Raw genomic sequence first — 19,168 nt, forward strand, 5'->3', positions numbered from 1 at the left:
TGGCCGCCCTACATGAAGGAGTTCATCGACGGAGCCGGAAACCCATGTGGTATCTGTACGGCGCCGTTCTTCTCGCGGGCATCGCCAACGCCGTGCAGGCGGGACAGAACGGTGCTCTCGCCAAGAGCCTCGGCGGATCCCTGAGCGCCGGCCTCGTCGTCGCGGCGGGGACGGCCACCTGCATCACCGTCGTCGGCCTCGTCTCGGGCAGGCTGACCCTGCCGTCCGCCGCCCAGGCCCTGAACGTGCCGTGGTGGGCCTGGTTCGGCGGTGTGCTCGGGGGCGGCATCGTCGTGGCGCAGCTCATGGTGGCCCGCCAGATCGGGGCGGCCCCGTTCCTCGGAATGCTGGTGACGGCGGGCGTCATTACCTCGATCCTACTCGATCATTTCGGCTGGATCGGCTTCGAACGCCACCCGGCGACCCTGTGGCGGATCGGAGGCGGTGTGCTGATGATCGCAGGCGTCGCCCTCGTGGCAACTTTCTAGTCCGCCGGGCTGAACCGTTTTCACGGTGTCCGTCGTTATAGCGCTACCCTCAACCAGGAAGACCCATGCACCGTTACTTCCCCGTCCTCATCGCCGTCGTCGCGATCCTCACGGTCGGGATCCTGTTCGCCTTCGTCCGCAACGGGGACACGGCCCATACCGCGCCCGTCCAGCAGACGGCGCCGCGCTGATGCGCCGCCTGATGCCCCTGGTGCTGCTGGGTCTCGTCGCGATCCTCGCGGTGATCTGGGTGGGCGTATGGAATTTCGAGGCGCTTCGCACCGAACGGGCAGAGAATGGCGGAGCCCCCGCCGTCCCAGCCTGCGATCCGAACAACACGGTCGGCAAGGCGATCCTGCCGAATTGCCCCGACGCATCCATCACCGCGACACCGAAACGCTGACGCCTGCCGACGGTCGGAGAGCCGATGCTGCGCAATCGGGTGACGGGCCGATTGCGCTTGGCGTGTCACAGGTTTCGGGACGCGAAACCGGCGACCATGTTCACCGATCCTGTTCAGATCAGGAAGTTATCCACCGTGAGGGTGGACGACAGGACGTCGTGCAGGATGATCTTGTCATCCGGGTTGGTGCTCGTGGCGAAGGTAATTTCGGTATCTTGGTTCTTGTTGATCGAGCGGATGCTCACCTCGGCGAAGCTGTCGACGATCCCTTCCACGTTGAAACGATCACTGAGCGCGTCAAAGCGATAGATGTTGTCGCGGCCGAACCCACCGGGAAAATCGCTCAGGTAGGTGAAGGCGTTGGAGCCCGAGCCGGCGAACATCTTGTCCTTGCCCGCGCCGCCGACGAGAATGTCGGCTCCGCCTCCGCCATAGATCCGGTCGCCAGCCTGCGAGCCGATGATGGTCGCGGTGTTTCCGGCCGTGCTTTGCGACACGATGGTCTGGGCGCTGGTGACGAGTGAGAAGTCGGCCGATCCGCTGTTCCGCACGTAGACCTTGTCGATATTCTCGAAGGTCTGGTCCGCGAAGAGGGACGGACCGGTGACGATCATGATGTCCGTGCCGGTGCCCCCGTCGACGATCGTGGGTGTCCCCGAAACGACGAGGCGATCGTTGCCGCCCCCGCCGAAGAGGGAATCGTACACGCTGCCCCCGATCAACGTGTTGGCCGCGCCATCCCCGGTGAGGACGTCCTCATGCGCGCTGCCGATGATCCGCGAGATTCCGTTCAGCGTATCGTCTTCCGCATCTCCCCCGGTGTTGACGCCGGTCTCGAGATTGACCGTGACCCCGGAGGACGATCCCGCATAGGAAGCCGTGTCGTTTCCCCCGTTTCCGTTGAGCGTGTCGGCCCCGGCCCCGCCATGCAGCACGTCGTTGGCCGCGCCTCCGTTGAGGACGTCGTTCCCGCCTCCGCCGGTGAGCGTGTTCATGCCGGACCCGCCGGTGATGACGTCGGCGAAATCACCGCCCTGTATCGTCACCGTCCCGGTCCGATCGGAGAAGTCGAAGAAGTACCCGCCCGTCTCCGGCGTGACATCGACGAGCCCGGATGCGCCGAGATAGTAGATGGCGGCACTCTGTCCGCCGCTACCTTCGATGATGTAGCGGCTCGTGTCGAGATCGAAGAAGACTAAGAGCGCCTAACAGAACCGTTTGATCTGGTTGAGGGTGATGAGGCTGGCCGCGAGGCTCGTGAAGGCCTCGTAGATGTCGCTGCGTCGCTCGTAGCGGACGGGCAATCGACGGAATCGGTTGAACCAGGCGTGGGTGCGCTCCACGACCCAACGGTGACGTCCGAGCTTCTCACTGCTCTCGATGCCCTTACGCGCGATGCGCGGCACGATCCCCCGCGCCCGGCACTCCTGGCGGCGAGGTCTGGCATCGTAGGCTTTGTCGGCGTGGAGCTTGTCCGGACGGCGTCGCGGTCGCCCTCGTCGACCGCTCCGCAGAGGCGGAACGGCATCGAGAGTAGCTGCCATCATGATGCTGTCGTGCCGGTTGGCCCCGCTCAGGCGGAAGCCGAGCGGCGTGCCACGCGCGTCGGTGACCAGGTGGCGCTTCGTACCCGGCTTGCCCCGGTCCGTCGGGTTCGGGCCGGTGGCAGGCCCCCCTTTTTGGCCGGGACAGACGCGCTGTCCAGGCAAGCCCGGTTCCAGTCGATCTCACCCGCTGCGTGCAGGCGCTCCAGCAGCACGTGATGCAGGCGGCCCCACACGCCCGCCGCTTGCCAATCCCGCAGCCGCCGCCAGCAACTCATGCCGGAGCCGCAGCCCATCTCCGCCGGCAGCATCTCCCACGGCAGACCCGAGCGCAGCACGAACAGGATGCCCGTCAGTGCGGCCCGGTTCTCGATCGGACGACGCCCGCCCTTCGGACGCGGCCGAGGCGGCGGGAGGAGCGGAGCGATCTCATCCCAGAGATCATCGGGGAGAAGCGGTCTGGCCATGCCAAACCAACGCTGAAAGCAACGCTCGGTGCCGTTCTGTTAGGCGCTCTAAAATGTCCTCTGCCGGGTCATCATTGAAGATGAACGTCGGTAAGAGCGTGATGGTATCAAGCTCGTCAAAATCAGCGCTGAGTGTTACGTCGATGGTCGGCATTGGGCTGCTCCCAGTCAGGGGCTATCCTGCAGCCCGTGCTCCTACCGCGGATCGAAGAATCTCCGGCTAATTTTATCGTCGTGTCAGTGAAGTTCGAACTTTCGCGGGCGATCGATATCCTTCCGACAGTCGATGCTCCCTGAGAATGGGTGCTGACTTGGACAGGCGACCGCATAGTATCCGCCACTGTCTCACGGCTTGACGACGAGCCCGGGAATGATCGTGCCGCTTTCTCCAAAATTGGCGACGGCCTTGGCGCAATTGGCCGGCACGTCCTTGCCGTAGACGTCCGCATAGGCCTTGACCCGCAGGATCAGCTCGCCGCCCGCGAGGGCATCCGGCTCGATGCCGAGGCCCCGCACTACCGTCTTGAACGTCTCGTAGTTCGGCTTCGATTCGGGGCAGGAGGCCGAGACGAACTGCAGCAGCCCGGCGAGCTTGGCGGCGGTGTTCTTCTGCCGCTCCTCCTTGGTGTCCGGCGGCGGGGGCGCATCCGGCGCAGGCTGGGCAGCGAGCGGGAGCGTCAGGCTCCCCATCAGGAGCGAGGCGAGCACGATCTGCTTCATGGGTGGCGTGTTCCTACCTGTCTGTTCCGTCGCCCGACTGTTGCCGTCACTGCGAGAGTGCGCTGGCCCTCGCGAGGGCGGCACCGAAGCCGTTGAGCGGCACGGTGATCGTCGTGGGTTCGGTGGCGTCCTGCTTCGGGGCGAGAATGAGCAGGTTCTTGGCGGTCTTCATCGTGTCGGTGGCCAGGGTCGGCAGGCTCACCGGAACGAGGCAGCCTTCCGAACTGCAGGTGTAATAGGGCGCGCCCTTGCCGAGAACCGCGTCGTCGATCTTGAAGCTCAACCCCGCCTCGATCTGGAACCCGAACGGCATCAGGATCAGACCGTCCGTGCGGTCGTTCGAGGGCGGCTTCAGCTCGATGGCGAATTCGCGGCGGTTCTCGCGCTTCGAGCCCTGGGCCTGCACCACCGAGCAGATCGAGACCTGGTTCTCGCGGGAGCAATTGATGCTCCAATCGCCATAGCTCTCGCTCAGCGCACTGGCGCCTTCCGGCCAGACGGCCTTGGCCGGGGCGGCGGCGGGCGCAGCGGCGGAAGGGGCGGGGGCTTTCGGCGCGGGCTTCGGCTTCGGCTTGGGTTTGGGCTTCGCCGGCGCGTCGGAGGCGGCCGGTGCCTCCTGCTCCGGCGCGGCCTCCTGCGCCGACGCACCGTTCCAGGCGGTGGTCGCGGCGAACGAGATCACGCCGACCACGGGCAAAACATGTCTCCAACGCATCGAGCGGGCATCCGGCATTCGAACGAAATCAGACCTGCCGCCTAGCCCTCCCGGCCCGCGAGCGCAATGGACCCGCCGGAATCGCGATTCGTCGCCCACCGGCAATCCGACCCGTTCGTCATTGCCGAATTTGCCCGGATCAACGGCGCTTATCCTGGCCGCCCTGGTCGATGGCCGGCAGCTCGTTGGGGCCGAGGCCCATGACGACGGGCTGCTGCGTCGGCGTCTGGCCGCGCGCGCGGTTGGCGAGCGCCACGGTGAGCTTCTCGGCGGGCTCCGACTGCATCAGCGCCAGCACGTCGGCCATCTTGCGCGGGTTCATCGCCAGGACGATGGGCACCAGCACGTCGAGGGAGAGGCGATCGAAGACGCGGGCGGCGTCCTTCGGCTTCATCGTCTCGTACATGGTGACGATGTTCTTCAGGCCCATCCGCTCGGCCTCGGCCTGCTGCGCGGCGGCGCCGTCGGGCCTGTCCTCGTTGCGCTTGAGATCCTTGACGCCCTCTTCGAGCTTGCGCTCGGCGGTCCCGAGCATCTGCTCGCGCAGGCTCAGGGTCTCGTCGCGCTGCCTGAGGGCGTCGCGCCGGGCCGAGAGCTTTTCGAGGATGGCGCGCTCGCTGGCCGGCATCGGCTCCGGGGGAGGTGGGGGGCGCGGCGCGGGCGGCTCCGGTTCGGCCGCGGGCTTTTCCGGTTCCTTGGGCGTCACGGACCCGGTGGTCTGCGGGTCCGGCAGTTCGTAATTGGTCCGGGCCTTGGCGAGGACCCGCGCGAACTCCGGCAGCTGCGCGTCGGCCGAGGCCGGGCTCGGCCCCAGATCGTCGACGGCGATGGCGCCGAGCTTGAGCACGAGGAGGCCCAAGGCCGCCAGCGTCACCGCATCGATCAGCCGCAGCTTGTAGGGACGCGCCTGTGCGGCGCCGGGCCGGCCGGTGCGGAGCTTTCCCAGGCGGGTCTGTCCCGCGCGGACGAGGGAGCGGGGCGTCGTCATGCGGCGCGGCTCCGCAGGCGGCCGAGCGCCCGCTCGGACATGGCGAGGGCGGCGGCGGCGGCGGCGCCGAGGCGCTCACCGTTGGGGCTCGACGGCGCGGCCTTCGCGTCCCCGGCCTCCACCGGCGCGGCGCGGATCTCGGAGGGGCGGATCTCGACGGGGGGCACCACGGCCACCCGCGAGGGCTGCGAGTGGGAGACGATGGCGGAGATGCGGGCGATCACGGTCTCGCCGGCCTGGACGTGGGCGGACAGGTCGGCGGCGTAGCGCTCCGCCGTGCCGAGGCGGTCGGCCAGGGTCCGGTCGCATTCGTCGAGGGTGGCGCGCAGGCCGATGATCGCCCGCTCGGCGGTGGAGCTCGCCACCACGAGATCGCCGATGGTCTGGCGCAGGGCCGCCTCGTCGGCCTTCATCCGGGTGATGCGCCGGCTGAGGCGCACGGACGAGACGATGCTGGCCACGAGGAGGATGGCGACGAGGACGTCGGCGGCGAGGGTGACGAGGAGGCTCATGCGCGGGTCACCCGTCGTTGCGGTTGTTCATGGAGGCCTCGAAGGCCTGGAACGTGGTGCGCGAGCGCCGGAGCGGCCGCGTGAGTTGCACCGAGATGTTGTCGTCGACACGGCCGATGCGCCCCTGCGTCAGGGCCCAGTCACCGCAGCGGACGTTGACGAGGTCGGTGGGCTTGGTGTCGAACATCAGCGTGTCGCCGACCTTCAGTGACAGCACCTTCTTCAGAGGCAGCATCATCTCGTGGAGGACCGCCTCCATGGTGGCGTCGGCCTGCCAGATCTCGGTGGCGAGGTGGCTTTCCCAGGTGTGGTCGCGGCCGAGCTTCTCGCCCATGAAGCTCTGCATGAGCAGTTCACGGATCGGCTCGATGGTGGCGTAGGGAAACAGGATCTGGAGCTGGCCGCCGCGGCCGTCCATGTCGAGCTTCAGGGTGATCAGGATGGCGGCGTTGGCCGGCCGGGTGATCGTGGCGAAGCGCGGGTTGGTCTCGATCCGGTCGATGCCGAAGCGCACCGGGGAGAGCGGCTGGAACGAGAGTTCTAGATCGCTGAGGATGATCTCCACGAGGCGCCGCACCAGCTGCATCTCGATGGTCGTGAACGGACGCCCGTCGAGCCGGGTCGCCGAGCCGCCGCGCTTTCCGCCCAGCAGCAGGTCGAGGGTCGAGTAGGCCAGGTTCGATTCCACGGTGACGAGGCCGGAATTCTCCCAGGCATCGGCCCGGAAGACCCCGAGCAGGGTCGGCAGCGGAATGGCGTTGAGATAATCGCCGAAGCGGACCGAGGTGATGTTGTCGAGGGTGACCTCGACGTTGTCCTGGAAGAAGTTGCGCAGGCTGGTCGACAACAACCGGATCATCCGGTCGAAGACGATTTCCAGCATCGGCAGGCGTTCGTACTGGACGACGCCCGAATCCACGATGGCGCGGACACCGCCGGCGCCCGAGGCCGACAATTCGCGCAAGGAGAAGCCGAGGACGCCGTCGATCTCGTCCTGGTTCAGGATGCGGTCGTTGCCGGCGAGTTCGGGGAGATTGTCGGTCTCCCCGTCCTCGATCATCGTCGCCCATTCGGCGGCGACGTCGCTCGCATGCGTGCTCGTGCCCTGCTCGGCCAGCGCCGCGCCCCACTCGTCGGCCAGCGAGGTCTCGCCGCCTTCGGCGTTCTGCGCGATCAGGGCGGCTGCCCAATCGTCCTCTTCGACCTCGTCTTCGGGACCTGCCATGACCGTCTCGACACCGATGGGGGTTACTGGACGATCACGTCCTTGAAGAGCACGGCCTCGGCCCGTGCCGGATGGATCGCGACGTTGACCCGGCGGAGCAGTTCCTCGCGGAGCCGGTACAATCCGGCCGAGCCGGCGAGGTCGCTCGGGCGCAACTCGCGCATGTAGACCTGGAAGGTGTCCTCGATGCGCGGCATCAGCGGCTTCACCTCGCCCTCCACCTTGGCGTCCTTGAGTTCGAGGGAGACCTTCACCTTGGCCGTGCGCGGCTTGTCCTGGCCGGGCTCGTTGGCGAGGTTGACCACCATCTCGCGCACTTCGAGGAAGACCAGGGGCTTCTTCACCTCCACGGCGGCGTGATCGTCGCCGCCCTTCTTCTTCATCATGAAGAACCCGCCGCCGCCGGCCAGCACCAGCACCGCCGCGCCGATCATGATGATCTTCTTCTTCCCGCCTTTAGGGGCTTCGCCTCCGGCGTCCTCCCCGTCCGCGGCGGGGGCCGTCTTGGGCTTCTTGGCCATGGATCGCCCCCATCGAATCTCGTCCCAGGGTGCGACCGGCGCTGAGCCCCCGCGACCCCGTGGAGGGATGTATCCAAGGTTACGGTTAACGTCTCGTTAAGGCGGCAAAACCTGCCGGGTGGTTCTTGCCGCGGGGATGCGGCGGGAGGACGGTGCGACCGGCCTCTCTTCGCCACAAGATATTGATTTCACTGATCTTTTTAGATTTTTTGGAGATGGCACGGCCCGTGCGGGTAACCTTAACGTCGCCGCAGCCCAAGGCTTATTCGATCCATGCAGAACGCGCTGTTTGTCGGAGTCTCCAGTCAGGTCGCCCTGCAGCGTGAGCTCGACGTGATCGCCAACAACATGGCGAACGTCTCCACCACGGGCTTCAAGGGCCGCAGCTCGCGGTTCCAGGAATACCTGATGCCGGTGGCGAGCGCCGACTCGTTCCATCGGCCCGACCGGCGCGTCTCCTACGTCATCGACCAGGGCACGGCCCTCGACCTCGCCCAGGGACCGATCGAGCAGACCGGCAATCCGCTCCACGTCGCGGTGCGCGGCGAGGCCTTCCTCGTGGTCCGCACCCCGAACGGCGACCGCTACACCCGCAACGGCGCGTTCGAGACCGACCCCCAGGGCAATCTCGTCACCAGCGACGGCTACGCCGTGCAGGGCGAGGGCGGCCCGATCCAGATCAACGCCCAGGAGACCGGCCTCTCCATCGGGCCGGACGGCACGGTCTCCACCAATCTCGGCATCCGCGGTCGCGTGCGGATGGTGACCTTCGCCAACCCGCAGGCGCTCACCAACGAGGGCGCCAACCTCTACGGGTCGGCGGCGGCTCCGGTGGCCGCCGGCATCAACGGCCGCCTCGAATCGGGTGCCCTCGAACGCTCCAACGTCAAGCCGGTCATCGAGATGACCCGGCTGATGGACGTGAACCGCACCTACACCATGGTCTCGGGCGTGATCTCGCGCCTGGACGAGCTGCGGGGCACGGCGATCCGCCGCCTCGCCGACGTCGCGTAAGGAACCCAGGCGATGCGCGCCCTCTACGCAGCCGCCACGGGCATGGCGGCCCAGGAACTCAACGTCCAGGTCATCTCGAACAACATCGCGAACCTGCGCACCACCGGCTACAAGCGGCAGACGGCCCATTTCCAGGACCTGCTCTACCAGAACCTGCGCCGGGCCGGCTCGTCCACCTCGGACCAGAACACGCAGCTTCCCGCCGGCCTCGCCCTCGGGTCGGGCGTGAAGACGACCTCCACCGCGCGGACGATGTCGCAGGGGCCGCTCGCCTCGACGGAGAAGGAATACGACGTCGCCATCCGCGGCGAGGGCCTGTTCCGGGTGACCATGCCCGACGGCCGCACCGCCTATAGCCGCGACGGGTCGTTCGACCTCTCGGCCCAGGGCCAGCTCGTCACCCGCGATGGCTATCTCGTGGATCCGGGCATCACGGTGCCCAACAACGCCACCAGCGTCACGATCAGCGCGCAGGGCTCGATCCAGGCGACGGTGCCGGGGCAGACCGCGCCGCAGAATCTCGGCCAGTTCCAGCTCGCCCGCTTCGTGAACAAGGTCGGCCTCGAATCCATCGGCGACAACCTGTTCGTCGAGACCGCCGCCTCCGGCCCGGCCATCAACGGCCTGCCGGGCTCGGAGGGCTTCGGCAACCTGCAGCAGAGCTATCTCGAAGAGGCGAACGTCAACGCCGTCACAGAGATCTCGTCGCTGATCGCGGCGCAGCGTGCCTACGAGATGAATTCGAAGGTCGTCACGGCGGCCGACCAGATGCTCTCCACGACCTCGCAGATGTTCCGCGCCTGACGGTTCGTCCGGCCTGACCGTCCCGCTTCGCCTCTCCGTTTCAGCCCGCCTCCGAAAGCGTCGCGCCATGTTCGCCCTGAGACAGATCCCCACCGCCCAGCCGCGCCGCGTCGGCACGCTCACGCCCGGCATCGTCGTGCGCACGTTCCTCGCGCTCGCGGCCCTCGGCTTCATGACGGTCCAGGTTCTCGCCGAGGAGCCCGGCCAGCGGCTGCGCCTGCGCGGCGACGTCACCGCGCGCGGCGATATCCTGACGCTGGGCGATCTGGTGGAAGGGGCGCCGGCGGATCTGGCGCGGCGCCCGCTGTTCCGCGCCCCGGCGCTCGGCGCGTCGGGGACGATCCAGGCCCGCCGCATCGCCGATGCGGTGGCCCCCCTCGGCCTCGGCGAGATCGAGACCGGCGGCCGGAACCAGGTCTCGGTGCAGCGTGCCGCCCGGCGTGTCGGCCCCACGGAGATCGAGGCGGCCATCAAGCGCGTGCTGGAGACGGCCTACGGCCTCGACCCACGCAACCTCGCCCTCCGCCTCGACGGCGAGAACACCGTCCTGCTGGCGCCCCTCGACCTCGACGGGCAGGCGGCGGCCCTCGACGTCACCTACGATCCGCGCCTGAAGCGGGTCGCCGCCCTCATCACCCTGGGCGAGCGCCAGGCCTCCCTGCGCGTCGCCGGGTTGGTGCAGGAAATCCGCGAGGTCCAGATCCTCTCCCGCACGCTCAACCGCGGCGACACCGTGACGGCCGGCGACGTCGCCGTCGAGCGCCGCCCCCGCGAGGCGACGCCCCCGGATGCCCAGGCCGGGTCGGTGGTCGCCGTCGGTCAGATCGCCCAGCGCAGCCTGAGCGCCGGCTCCATCCTCCGCTCCGGTGACATCGCTCCGGCGGATCTCGTCCAGCGCGGCGAGGCCGTGACCATCGTGTTCGATTCGCCCGGCCTCAACCTCTCCCTGCGCGGACAGGCCAACGAGAACGGACGTCTGGGCGCGGCGATCACCGTCACCAATCCCGTTTCCAAGAAGACCCTCGCCGCCACCGTGATCGGCCCCGGCCGCGTCTCGGTCAGCTCCTCCGCCAGCATCGGCCGCCAGGCCAGTGCGGCGTTCGACGCCGGCCGCTGACACCGCCCCGATCCTCACGAGAAAAGCTGGCTCCCATGACCAATCGCTCCATGACCGTCCGTTCCATGCCCCTCATCAAGACGCCGCTCTCCCTCGCGGCGATCCTGCTGGCCTGCTCGGCCCTGGGCGCCTGCAACACGGTGGACCGGCTGTCGCAGGTCGGCGCCACCCCGGCGCTCTCCTCCATCGAGGATCCCACCTCGCAGCCGGGCTACCGCCCGGTGCGCCTGCCCATGCCGGACGTGCAGCCCGTCTCCTACGCACCCAATTCGCTGTGGCGGACGGGATCGCGCGCCTTCTTCAAGGATCAGCGCGCCGCCCGGATCGGCGACCTCGTGACGATCAAGGTCAACGTCACCGACAGGGCCAACCTGAACAACGAGACGAAGCGCTCCCGCTCCAACGCGGAAGGCATGGGGCTCCCCAACGCGTTCGGCCTGGAGAGCAGCGCCGCCGTGGCCGCCGCCGGGATCAGCCCGGACAAGCTCCTCGCCGGGACGTCGACCTCGTCGAGCGATGGTTCGGGCTCGGTCCAGCGCAACGAGACGGTGACGACCAACATCGCCGCCATCGTCAATCAGGTCCTGCCCAACGGGAACCTCGTGGTGGAGGGCAAGCAGGAAATCCGCATCAACTTCGAGGTGCGCGAACTCATCGTCGCCGGCGTGGTGCGGCCGGAGGATATCGAATCCGACAACACGATCGATTCCTCCAAGATCGCCCAGGCCCGCATCGCCTATGGCGGCCGCGGCCAGATCACCGACGTGCAGCAGCCCCGCTACGGCCAGCAGCTCGTCGACATCCTGCTGCCGTTCTGAGGCTGAGCCAGTTCGCCCGGACGGTCTTGGGTTCTGCGTCGTTGAACCTGCACATGCCGGGCTACGATAGTCACACATCTCGCGGGCAGCACGGGTCCCCTCTCTTGGAAGGAGAGGGAGCGCGCGGCGTCTCAGGTCGAACCGTCTTGGATAGAGGACCGGCCGTCGAAGAGAGGCGTGGACCCGGTGCCTTCCGAGCTAGGGAACGCGCGCGGCCCGCAAGATCGACGACGGTGCGTGAATAAATCCCGTCGACCAGCCCAGAGGGACCGTCCCGGTCAATGCTCGGTACCGGGCCGGTTGGGGCGCGGTGCAGTTCCGTGATTGTTGACGAAGGCCGAGCGTTCGGGGTCTTTCTTGAGTTTGGCGACGCGGGCGCGCTGCCACAACGCCACCCCGACGACGAGCGCGAAGGTTGCGAGGGCAAGCACGAGGATCAGAACTTCATTGTCCATGTCGGGATCCTTGATCGACGCGACGTCGTATCAGTAATCGTGACAACAGGACGAAGGTTCCGGGCGAGCAATTATCGTTTAAGGCCAAGCTTCTGTTGAATGCTCGGCGAGGTATTCAGGATCTAGAACTTCAGGGGCGACCGCCGAAACCTGTCACGACCACCGGCGGTCGCGACAGGTCCGTTCGATGGGCCACACCATCGACGCTACTCGTCGCGATAGACGCGCTCGCGCCGCTCGTGGCGCTCCTGCGCCTCCAGCGACAAGGTTGCGATGGGACGGGCGTCGAGGCGCTTCAGGGAGATCGGCTCGCCGGTCTCCTCGCAATATCCGTAGCTCCTGTCCTCGATCCGGGCCAATGCCGCGTCGATCTTGCCGGTGAGCTTGCGCTGGCGGTCGCGGGCCCGCAACTCGATGGCCCGGTCGGTCTCCGACGAGGCCCGGTCGGCCAGATCCGGATGATTCTCGTTTTCGGTCTGAAGTGCCACGAGCGTATCCTGCGCTTCGCGCAGAATGTCGGCTTTCCATCCCACCAGCTTACGGCGGAAATACTCACGTTGCCGCTCGTTCATGAACGGCTCGTCCTCGGACGGCACGTAACCGTCGTCGATCTTGACTGTCGCCATCCTCGCCCCTTCGCAAGTCCGTCACAGCCGGTACGCGGCGATGTTTCGCGTGCCTATACTTGAGGGCGCTCGACACTACAACGCACCCGTTGGTCCTACCCCCCTCGGATTCGGTGTTGCGTGCCCCCTGCGACAAACACGCAACGGGTGCATCCGCCAGGCGCCCACCCGAGACGAACGCGCCGCCCTTGGCCTTCGGGCGGAAACCAGGCCGGATGGCGGTGCGAAGCCCCGTCGCATGGCGGTCGAAAACCCGTCGGATGGCGGTGGTCCGCCCTCTTCGCGAATGCCATCGGACGATTGGGAGAGTCCGGTTTGCGGCCGGTGCGCCGTAACCTATAGGGTCGTTTCACGTCGGTCCCCGGACCGGCCGCGTGATCTCGCCCGCCGCGCGAAACCGAGGCCCTGAGAGTGCCGGAAAGCCGAACCTTGCCGAAGCCCATCGCCGGACATTCGGACATCTTCGTCGGCTCGAGCGAGATGGCGGCCCTGATGCGGGCCAAGGACTGGTCCCAGACCCCCCTTGGGCCGCCGGAACGCTGGCCCGAGGCGCTGAAGGTCGCCCTGCGCATCCTCCTTACCTCGCGGTTCGAGATGTGGCTCGGCTGGGGGCCGGAGATCGCGTTCTTCTACAACGACGCCTATCGCCCGACGCTCGGCCTCAAGCACCCGGAATCCCTCGCGAAACCCACCAAGATCCTCTGGGCCGAGATCTGGGACGACATCGAAGCGCGCATCCGCAGCGTCTACGAGGACGGCGAGGCGACCTGGGATCGCGGGCTGCTGCTGCTCCTCGAGCGCAACGGCTATCCCGAGGAAACCTATCACACTTTTTCCTACAGCCCGGTCCTCGCCGACGACGGAACGGTGGGTGGCCTGTTCTGCGCGGTCAGCGAAGAGACGAACCGCGTCATCAGCGAACGGCGCCTCGGAATCCTGCGTCTCCTCGGCGAGAGTCTCGCTCGGGCGGAAAGCCGCTCCGACGTCCTGCGGGCGGTGGAGGCCAGCCTTGGCGAGGCCCGCCGCGATCTGCCTTTCAGTGCCATCCATCTCTACGACGGGGGCAGCCTCGCCCGTCTCGCCGCCGCCACCGGGATGTCGGCGGGCCACACCGTCCTGCCGGAGGTCATCGATCCCGCTGGCCCCCTCGCGGGCTTGCTCGGCGGGACGGGACACGAGACGATCGTCGATCTCGATCCGTCCCAGAACTGGCCGACCGGCGACTGGTCGAGGCCGCCCGCGCAGGCGGTGAGCCTGCCCCTGGTCGGCCAGGGGGGAAGCGCGCCGCTGGGCATCGTCACGGTGGGGCTGAACCCGCACCGGCCCATCGATGCCGATTACCTGAGCTTTCTCAAGCTCTTGGCCGGACAGATCTCGTCGAGTCTCGCCAGCGTCTCGGCCTATGAGGCCGAGCGCGAGCGCAACGCTGTCCTCGCCGAAGCCGTTCGCATGCGTCAGGAGGCGGCCGAAGCCCTGAGGCAAGCCAACGAGGCCCTCCTCTCGGAAGTCCGGCAGAGGACGGCGGAGCGCGACCGCATGCGTAGCCTGTTCCAGGACGCACCCGGCTTCATGTGCGTCTTGAGCGGACCGTCGCACGTGTTCGAGTACACCAACGAGGCCTATCTTCAGCTCGTCGGGCATCGCGACATCATCGGGATCGGCGTCCGCGAGGCGTTGCCGGAGGTGGAGGGACAGGGCTTCTTCGAGCTTCTCGACCAGGTCTACGCGACGGGCAGGCCCTTCATCGGTCGGAACATGCCGGTAACGATCCAGGCCGGACAGGATGGTGGCCTCGAACAGCGTATCCTCAACCTCGTCTATCAGCCAATCACGGAGGCCGACGGCAGCGTCACCGGCATCTTCGCCGAGGGGCACGACGTCACCGACCGCGCGCTCGCCGAAGATGCGCTGAGACGCCTGAACGAGACGCTGGAACAGCAGGTCCAGGCCCGGACCCAGGAGGTCCAAGAGCGGACCCAGGAACGCGACCGGGCCTGGCGCCTGTCGCAGGATCTGCTGATGGTCACGGAAGCGGACAGCCGGATCGCAGCGATCAACACCGCATGGACGACCCTTCTCGGCTGGACATCCGAGGATCTCGTCGGCCGGTCCTTCGCGGATCTCGCCCAGCCCGACGACCGCGACGCCGTCTGCTCGACCTTCTCGGCCATCGTCGCCGAACCGCTCACCGAACCCTTCGAGTTCCGGCTGCGTCACGCCGACGGCAGCTACCGCTGGTTCGCCTGGACGGGCGCATTCGAGGACGGGCGGATCTATGCCAGCGGCCGCAACACCACGGCCGAGCGCGAGCAGGCGGCCGCCCTCGCACTCGCCGAGGACGCCTTGCGTCAGGCCCAGAAGATGGAGGCCGTGGGCCAGCTCACCGGCGGGATCGCCCACGACTTCAACAACTTGCTCACTGGGATCGTCGGCTCCCTCGATCTGATGCAGACCCGCCTGTCGCAGGGCCGGATGGACAATATCGAACGCTACGCCAAAGCGGCGATGTCCTCCGCCAACCGGGCCGCAGCGCTGACCCACCGGCTCCTCGCCTTCGCCAGGCGCCAGCCGCTCGATCCTAAGCTGGTCGATGCCAACGCCCTGATCGCATCCCTCGAAGACCTTCTGCGCCGGACGATCGGCGAGACGATCTCCCTCGACATCGTCATGGGGGAGGGGCTGTGGGCGACCCTGTGCGATCCCCACCAGCTCGAGAACGCGATCCTCAACCTCGCCATCAACGCCCGCGATGCCATGCCGGATGGCGGCCGGCTGCGCATCGAAACCAGCAATTCCGAACTCGACCGCGCCTATGCCCGACTGCATCCGGGGGTGGAGCCGGGCGCCTATGTCAGCATCGTCGTATCGGATACCGGCACCGGCATGCCGGCCGACGTCATCGCCCGGGCCTTCGACCCGTTCTTTACCACGAAGCCCCTGGGGCAGGGGACGGGCCTCGGCCTGTCGATGATCTACGGCTTCGCCCGGCAGTCGGACGGCCATGCCAAGATCGACTCGCAGGTCGGGCATGGTACAGCGGTGAAGCTCTACCTGCCCCGCTCAGTCGAAGCGGTCTCGGAGGCAGACACGGCGGACACCATCACGGAGGTGGCCCGTCTCGGCGCGGGAGAAACGGTCCTCGTGGTCGAGGACGAGGGGGTGGTGCGCGACCTCATCGTCGATGTGCTGGAAGACCTCGGCTACCGCGCGATTTCGGCCCCGGACGGCCTGTCCGGCCTGAAAATCCTGCTCACGCAGGAGCGTGTCGACCTCCTGGTGACCGATGTCGGCCTTCCCGGCCTCAACGGTCGCCAGCTCGCCGATCAGGCCCGCGAAAGCCGCCCCAATCTGAAGGTGCTGTTCATCACCGGCTATGCCGAGAACGCCATCTTCGGCAACGGCCAGCTCGATCCGGGCATGCAGATGATCACCAAGCCGTTTCCGGTGGAGATCCTGGCCGGGCGCATCCGCGAAATGATGGAAACCTGAAGCGCCAGAAGGCTTCCGCTTCTGACGGTAGTCCCCGTCAGGTGGCTTGAGCGGCCGAGAGCTTGGCGAGTTCCACCGCTGCGCGCAGCTCGATATCGGCGATGAGCCCGTCGAGGCGCGGATCGCCGCTGGACCCTGCACGTTCCGAGAGGCGGCTCGCGATGGCCTGGAGTTCACGCGTCGAAACCCTTCCCATCACCAGGGAAGCCTTCAGCCGGTCGAGGCCGTCGAGAAGGTCGTGGCCACGCTTGGCAAAGCGACGGCGGCGCTCGCCGGGCTGCTCGCCCTGACTCTGCAGGGTCAGGATCGCGTCGAGCCCCGCCAGGGAGGTGGTCGGCGCGGTTGCGGTTGAAGAGGTGGCCGCGCCCGTGTCTCCGCCCAGGAGAAAGGACGGGGACGCATCCGTCTTGCGCAGGGCGGGCGAGGCAGAGGCCGAGGCGTGGGAGACGAGGCGGTTATCGACGCGCATGAGCCGTCTCCGAGAATCAGGGCGTTGCTTCGCGCATCGGCACGACGATCGTTTCGCCCAGCAGAATCCGCCGTCGATGGTTAATCATCCGTAAACGACCGGGCAGAAGCTGCCGGGTCGGCAGGGAAAGCGGTTCCCAACCTGTGTACGGGAAACGCCATCTCGAAAAATAAGTGTTTTTTGTCAGATGCTTGATCGACAGATCCGGTTGGCACGGTCCTGGCAGACCATCCGGCATGTCCAACGTCCACGACATGCCCCGCCGACCAGCAAAGCGCATCATGCAAATCGCGACCGCCCGGACCTTCCAATCGGCACTCATCACCTGCGTCGCGGCGCTGCTGGCGCTGGTCTTCGGCTTGAGCGGCCAGGCTTTCGCCCTGTCGCGGGTGAAGGATCTCGCGAGCATCGAAGGCGTGCGGCAAAACCAGTTGGTGGGCTACGGTATCGTCGTCGGCCTCAACGGCACCGGCGATACCCTCAACAACATCCCCTTCACCCGCCAGTCCCTCCAGGCGATGCTCGAGCGGCTCGGGGTCAACACGAGGGGGGCCACCATGCGCACCCAGAACCTCGCGGCCGTGATGGTGACGGCGAGCCTGCCGCCCTTCGCCACACAGGGAAACCGGATCGACATCACGGTCTCGTCCCTGGGCGACGCCAAATCCCTCCAGGGCGGCACCCTGCTGGTGACGCCGCTCCTCGGCGCCGATGGCGAGGTCTACGCCCTGGCCCAGGGATCGGTCGCCATCGCGGGCTTCTCGGCCGAGGGCGATGCCGCCAAGATCACGCGCGGGGTGCCCACCAACGGGCGCGTGCCCAACGGGGCGATGATCGAGCGGGAGACGGCGTTCAAGATGAACGACATGCGCTCCCTGCGCCTGTCCCTGCGCAACCCGGACTTCACCACCTCGAAGCGGATCGCCGCCGCGATCAACGACTTCATGGGCGCCGACACCGCCGAGCCCACCGACCCGGCCACCGTCACCCTGCAGATCCCGGCGAAGTACAACGGCAACATGATCCGCCTCGTCACCGAGATCGAGCAGCTGAAGATCGAGCCCGATCAGACTGCGCGGGTCATCGTCGACGAGCGCTCGGGGATCATCGTCATGGGCCGCGACGTGCGCGTATCCACCGTCGCCATCGCTCAGGGGAATCTCACCGTCACCATTACCGAGCAACCGCAAGTCAGCCAGCCTGCGCCGCTCTCCAACGGCACGACTACCGTGGTGCCGCGCACCGGCGTCAAGGTCGATACCGGCGAGGGCAACAAGCTCGCCATGGTCAAGGAAGGTGTCACCCTGCGTGAGTTGGTGGATGGCCTGAACGCGCTGGGGGTCGGCCCACGCGACCTGATCTCGATCCTCCAGGCCATCAAAGCCGCCGGCGCCCTCCAGGCCGATATCGAGGTGATGTGATGCACCTCCCTCTCTTCCTCCTCCAACCCAAGAGGCGATGACCATGCTGTTCGCACCCCTCGCCGCCAAAGCCGCCATCGGGGTTGGCCGGGCTATCGTCGGCGATATCGCCAAGTCGGTCGGTAATGGCCTCAAAAACGAGACGACAAAGGCGGCGTCGACGTCCGCAAATAGCAAACTTGCAGCGGCGGCCACGGCCAAGACACCGGCGGAGATCAAGGCTCGTAAGGCGTCCAACGAATTCGAGACGATGTTCCTGGAGCAGACCCTGGAGCGGCTCGCCACCTCGGAGGGCACTGATGGCCCCCTCGGCGACAATGGCACCGGCGGAGCGGTTTACCGCTCGATGCTGACCAAGGAATATGCGGGTCAAATGGCAAGGAGCGGGGGGGTCGGCATCGCCGATCAGGTCTACCGCGAGATGATCAAGATGCAGGAGGCTGGAAATGCAAGCCGCAACTGAGACCAAATCTCTTCGCATCGCGGACAAGGCCGGCGCAGATGCGCTGATCGCGCACATCATGCAAACCATGCAGGCGCTGGAGGACATCCTCTCGGAGGAGGGAGGCCACGTTCGCGTCGGGCGTCTGCGCCAGGGCCTATCGCAGACCGAGCGGAAGACTGCCCTAGGGGCGTCCTACATGCAGAGCCTCGAGGTGGCGAAAGCCAATGCCATCGCCTTGGCGCGGTTCGCTCCGGAATCCATTGAGGAACTCAAATCCGCCCACCGGCGCTTCGCTCAGGTGGTGGAAACCAGTCAGATCGTGCTGGCGACGGCACGCACGGTCTCCGAAAGCCTGGTCAAGTCTCTCGCCGACGACATGAATCGCTCGAGAACGGCCACCGTGTATGGACGCCCGTCTCAGCCGCCGTCTCCCTATGGCAAGGGGCCGGCGGGTCGGAGCCAGCCCCTGGTGTTGTCGCGCAACCTTTGACAGCATTTCAACGCTGTCCCGCGTCGATCCGCACATAGGTCCGAACCGGACCATAACCTGTATCCGTGCGGGTATCGACGGCGAGGCGGCCGCCGGCGATCGATCGGGAGGCGGTGTCGCCTTCGCGGGAGCGTAGGTCGAGCCCCGTCGTTGCCCGTCCGCCAATGCGGATGCAGGTTTCCGAACCGGGAATGCGAATGAACCCCGAGCCGTGCCTGGGACAAGGCCTTGCCGCCTGCTGCAGTTGCGGCCTCATCGGCTCAAGCGCAAAAGCGAGAGACGTCAGGGTCGTGAGTACGCAGACAGCCAAGCTGCCGACCAGTGTCGCCCTCACCATGCGTGTCGTTCCCCAAGGCTCCGTCGGAACAATTCGCTATACCCTTTCGGCCGCGAACGATCGATACCGGTTCCCCTCCGCCATACGGTAACCTTTCGGT

25 protein-coding genes are annotated in these 19,168 nt (G+C 67.0%); 11 read left to right on the forward strand and 14 right to left on the reverse strand.

The features are described from left to right. The first annotated feature begins 44 nt into the window (after positions 1-44). The 3 genes from ASF26_RS19430 (at position 45) to ASF26_RS19435 (ending at position 891) form a co-directional block, all read left to right on the forward strand. Positions 45-488, forward strand: a complete 444-nt coding sequence (locus tag ASF26_RS19430) for a DMT family transporter (protein ID WP_056257945.1) — start codon at positions 45-47, stop codon at positions 486-488. A gap of 65 nt (positions 489-553) precedes the next feature. After that, positions 554-679, forward strand: a complete 126-nt coding sequence (locus tag ASF26_RS23715; protein ID WP_280136368.1) for a hypothetical protein — start codon at positions 554-556, stop codon at positions 677-679. Beyond that, entirely contained in the window at positions 679-891 is a 213-nt protein-coding gene (locus tag ASF26_RS19435; protein ID WP_244475996.1) for a hypothetical protein, read from the forward strand. The genes ASF26_RS23715 and ASF26_RS19435 overlap by 1 nt, the downstream gene beginning before the upstream one ends. Positions 892-1,004: 113 nt before the next feature. Here the strand turns inward: ASF26_RS19435 and ASF26_RS19440 are convergent, their stop codons facing one another. The 9 genes from ASF26_RS19440 to fliL all read right to left on the reverse strand — a co-directional run bounded on the left by ASF26_RS19440 (position 1,005) and on the right by fliL (position 7,583). Then, a complete protein-coding gene (locus ASF26_RS19440) occupies positions 1,005-1,937 on the reverse strand; it encodes a calcium-binding protein (protein ID WP_082477712.1) in 933 nt (310 codons plus the stop codon). A 159-nt stretch (positions 1,938-2,096) separates the two neighbouring features. Continuing rightward, a protein-coding gene (locus ASF26_RS22265) for an IS5 family transposase (RefSeq protein WP_085984211.1) occupies positions 2,097-2,902 on the reverse strand; the annotation gives its coding sequence in 2 pieces (ribosomal slippage) (positions 2,097-2,566 and positions 2,566-2,902; 807 coding nt in all). Continuing rightward, on the reverse strand, positions 2,877-3,056 hold the full coding sequence (locus ASF26_RS22845) for a hypothetical protein (RefSeq protein ID WP_156463051.1): 180 nt from the start codon (positions 3,054-3,056) through the stop codon (positions 2,877-2,879). Before ASF26_RS22845 ends, ASF26_RS22265 begins: the two co-directional genes overlap by 26 nt. 191 nt (positions 3,057-3,247) lie before the next feature. Then, positions 3,248-3,622, reverse strand: coding sequence for a hypothetical protein (locus ASF26_RS19455; protein ID WP_056257951.1), 375 nt, complete (start codon positions 3,620-3,622; stop codon positions 3,248-3,250). A 46-nt stretch (positions 3,623-3,668) separates the two neighbouring features. Beyond that, positions 3,669-4,337: an invasion associated locus B family protein gene (locus ASF26_RS19460; protein WP_156463052.1), complete on the reverse strand. Its 669-nt coding sequence runs from the start codon at positions 4,335-4,337 to the stop codon at positions 3,669-3,671. 139 nt (positions 4,338-4,476) lie between these two features. Further along, the gene (locus ASF26_RS19465) at positions 4,477-5,325 is read right to left on the reverse strand and encodes a hypothetical protein (protein WP_244475997.1); all 849 of its coding nucleotides are present in this window, start codon (positions 5,323-5,325) and stop codon (positions 4,477-4,479) included. Beyond that, a complete protein-coding gene (locus tag ASF26_RS19470) occupies positions 5,322-5,837 on the reverse strand; it encodes a DUF6468 domain-containing protein (protein ID WP_056144174.1) in 516 nt (171 codons plus the stop codon). Before ASF26_RS19470 ends, ASF26_RS19465 begins: the two co-directional genes overlap by 4 nt. Positions 5,838-5,844: 7 nt before the next feature. Beyond that, positions 5,845-7,062, reverse strand: coding sequence for a flagellar motor switch protein FliM (gene fliM, locus ASF26_RS19475; RefSeq protein WP_018042601.1), 1,218 nt, complete (start codon positions 7,060-7,062; stop codon positions 5,845-5,847). Between the two features lie 23 nt (positions 7,063-7,085). After that, on the reverse strand, positions 7,086-7,583 hold the full coding sequence (gene fliL / locus ASF26_RS19480) for a flagellar basal body-associated protein FliL (RefSeq protein ID WP_056144178.1): 498 nt from the start codon (positions 7,581-7,583) through the stop codon (positions 7,086-7,088). A gap of 273 nt (positions 7,584-7,856) precedes the next feature. Between fliL and flgF the strand changes: the two genes are divergently transcribed. The 4 genes from flgF to flgH all read left to right on the forward strand — a co-directional run bounded on the left by flgF (position 7,857) and on the right by flgH (position 11,336). Continuing rightward, positions 7,857-8,597 carry a flagellar basal-body rod protein FlgF gene (gene flgF, locus ASF26_RS19485; RefSeq protein ID WP_018042603.1) on the forward strand — a complete coding sequence of 247 codons (741 nt, stop codon included), beginning with the start codon at positions 7,857-7,859 and terminating at the stop codon, positions 8,595-8,597. 12 nt (positions 8,598-8,609) lie between these two features. Beyond that, entirely contained in the window at positions 8,610-9,401 is a 792-nt protein-coding gene (gene flgG, locus ASF26_RS19490; protein ID WP_018042604.1) for a flagellar basal-body rod protein FlgG, read from the forward strand. Between the two features lie 67 nt (positions 9,402-9,468). After that, positions 9,469-10,518, forward strand: a complete 1,050-nt coding sequence (flgA, locus tag ASF26_RS19495; RefSeq protein ID WP_056257957.1) for a flagellar basal body P-ring formation chaperone FlgA — start codon at positions 9,469-9,471, stop codon at positions 10,516-10,518. Between the two features lie 65 nt (positions 10,519-10,583). Continuing rightward, the gene (flgH, locus tag ASF26_RS19500) at positions 10,584-11,336 is read left to right on the forward strand and encodes a flagellar basal body L-ring protein FlgH (RefSeq protein ID WP_056144728.1); all 753 of its coding nucleotides are present in this window, start codon (positions 10,584-10,586) and stop codon (positions 11,334-11,336) included. Positions 11,337-11,614: 278 nt separating this feature from the next. Here flgH and ASF26_RS23215 read toward each other — a convergent pair whose 3' ends face one another. Next, positions 11,615-11,791, reverse strand: coding sequence for a hypothetical protein (locus ASF26_RS23215; protein ID WP_200925966.1), 177 nt, complete (start codon positions 11,789-11,791; stop codon positions 11,615-11,617). Between the two features lie 206 nt (positions 11,792-11,997). Then, positions 11,998-12,417, reverse strand: coding sequence for an RNA polymerase-binding protein DksA (gene dksA, locus ASF26_RS19505; RefSeq protein WP_018042608.1), 420 nt, complete (start codon positions 12,415-12,417; stop codon positions 11,998-12,000). A 429-nt stretch (positions 12,418-12,846) separates the two neighbouring features. Between dksA and ASF26_RS19510 the strand changes: the two genes are divergently transcribed. Beyond that, the gene (locus ASF26_RS19510) at positions 12,847-15,906 is read left to right on the forward strand and encodes a PAS domain-containing protein (RefSeq protein WP_244475998.1); all 3,060 of its coding nucleotides are present in this window, start codon (positions 12,847-12,849) and stop codon (positions 15,904-15,906) included. A gap of 37 nt (positions 15,907-15,943) precedes the next feature. On the opposite strand, the gene ASF26_RS19515 is transcribed toward ASF26_RS19510, so the two are convergent. Together ASF26_RS19515 and ASF26_RS22850 are read right to left on the reverse strand one after the other, a co-directional pair. After that, positions 15,944-16,375, reverse strand: coding sequence for a flagellar assembly protein FliX (locus ASF26_RS19515; RefSeq protein ID WP_056257960.1), 432 nt, complete (start codon positions 16,373-16,375; stop codon positions 15,944-15,946). Between the two features lie 16 nt (positions 16,376-16,391). Next, entirely contained in the window at positions 16,392-16,658 is a 267-nt protein-coding gene (locus tag ASF26_RS22850; RefSeq protein ID WP_156463053.1) for a hypothetical protein, read from the reverse strand. Here ASF26_RS22850 and ASF26_RS19520 point away from each other — a divergent pair. The 3 genes from ASF26_RS19520 to ASF26_RS19530 are packed head-to-tail and all read left to right on the forward strand — an operon-like array spanning position 16,654 to position 18,731. After that, on the forward strand, positions 16,654-17,796 hold the full coding sequence (locus tag ASF26_RS19520; RefSeq protein WP_200925968.1) for a flagellar basal body P-ring protein FlgI: 1,143 nt from the start codon (positions 16,654-16,656) through the stop codon (positions 17,794-17,796). The genes ASF26_RS22850 and ASF26_RS19520 overlap by 5 nt on opposite strands. A gap of 43 nt (positions 17,797-17,839) precedes the next feature. Then, the gene (locus ASF26_RS19525; protein ID WP_056258219.1) at positions 17,840-18,259 is read left to right on the forward strand and encodes a rod-binding protein; all 420 of its coding nucleotides are present in this window, start codon (positions 17,840-17,842) and stop codon (positions 18,257-18,259) included. Further along, the gene (locus ASF26_RS19530) at positions 18,243-18,731 is read left to right on the forward strand and encodes a hypothetical protein (protein WP_056257966.1); all 489 of its coding nucleotides are present in this window, start codon (positions 18,243-18,245) and stop codon (positions 18,729-18,731) included. The genes ASF26_RS19525 and ASF26_RS19530 overlap by 17 nt, the downstream gene beginning before the upstream one ends. A 7-nt stretch (positions 18,732-18,738) precedes the next feature. On the opposite strand, the gene ASF26_RS22270 is transcribed toward ASF26_RS19530, so the two are convergent. Further along, complete coding sequence (locus tag ASF26_RS22270; protein WP_082477713.1) at positions 18,739-19,068, reverse strand: porin; 330 nt, start codon at positions 19,066-19,068, stop codon at positions 18,739-18,741. Positions 19,069-19,168 lie beyond the last annotated feature (100 nt).

It is taken from the genome of Methylobacterium sp. Leaf93 (genome assembly GCF_001422345.1).
GTDB classification, from domain to species: Bacteria; Pseudomonadota; Alphaproteobacteria; order Rhizobiales; family Beijerinckiaceae; genus Methylobacterium; species Methylobacterium bullatum.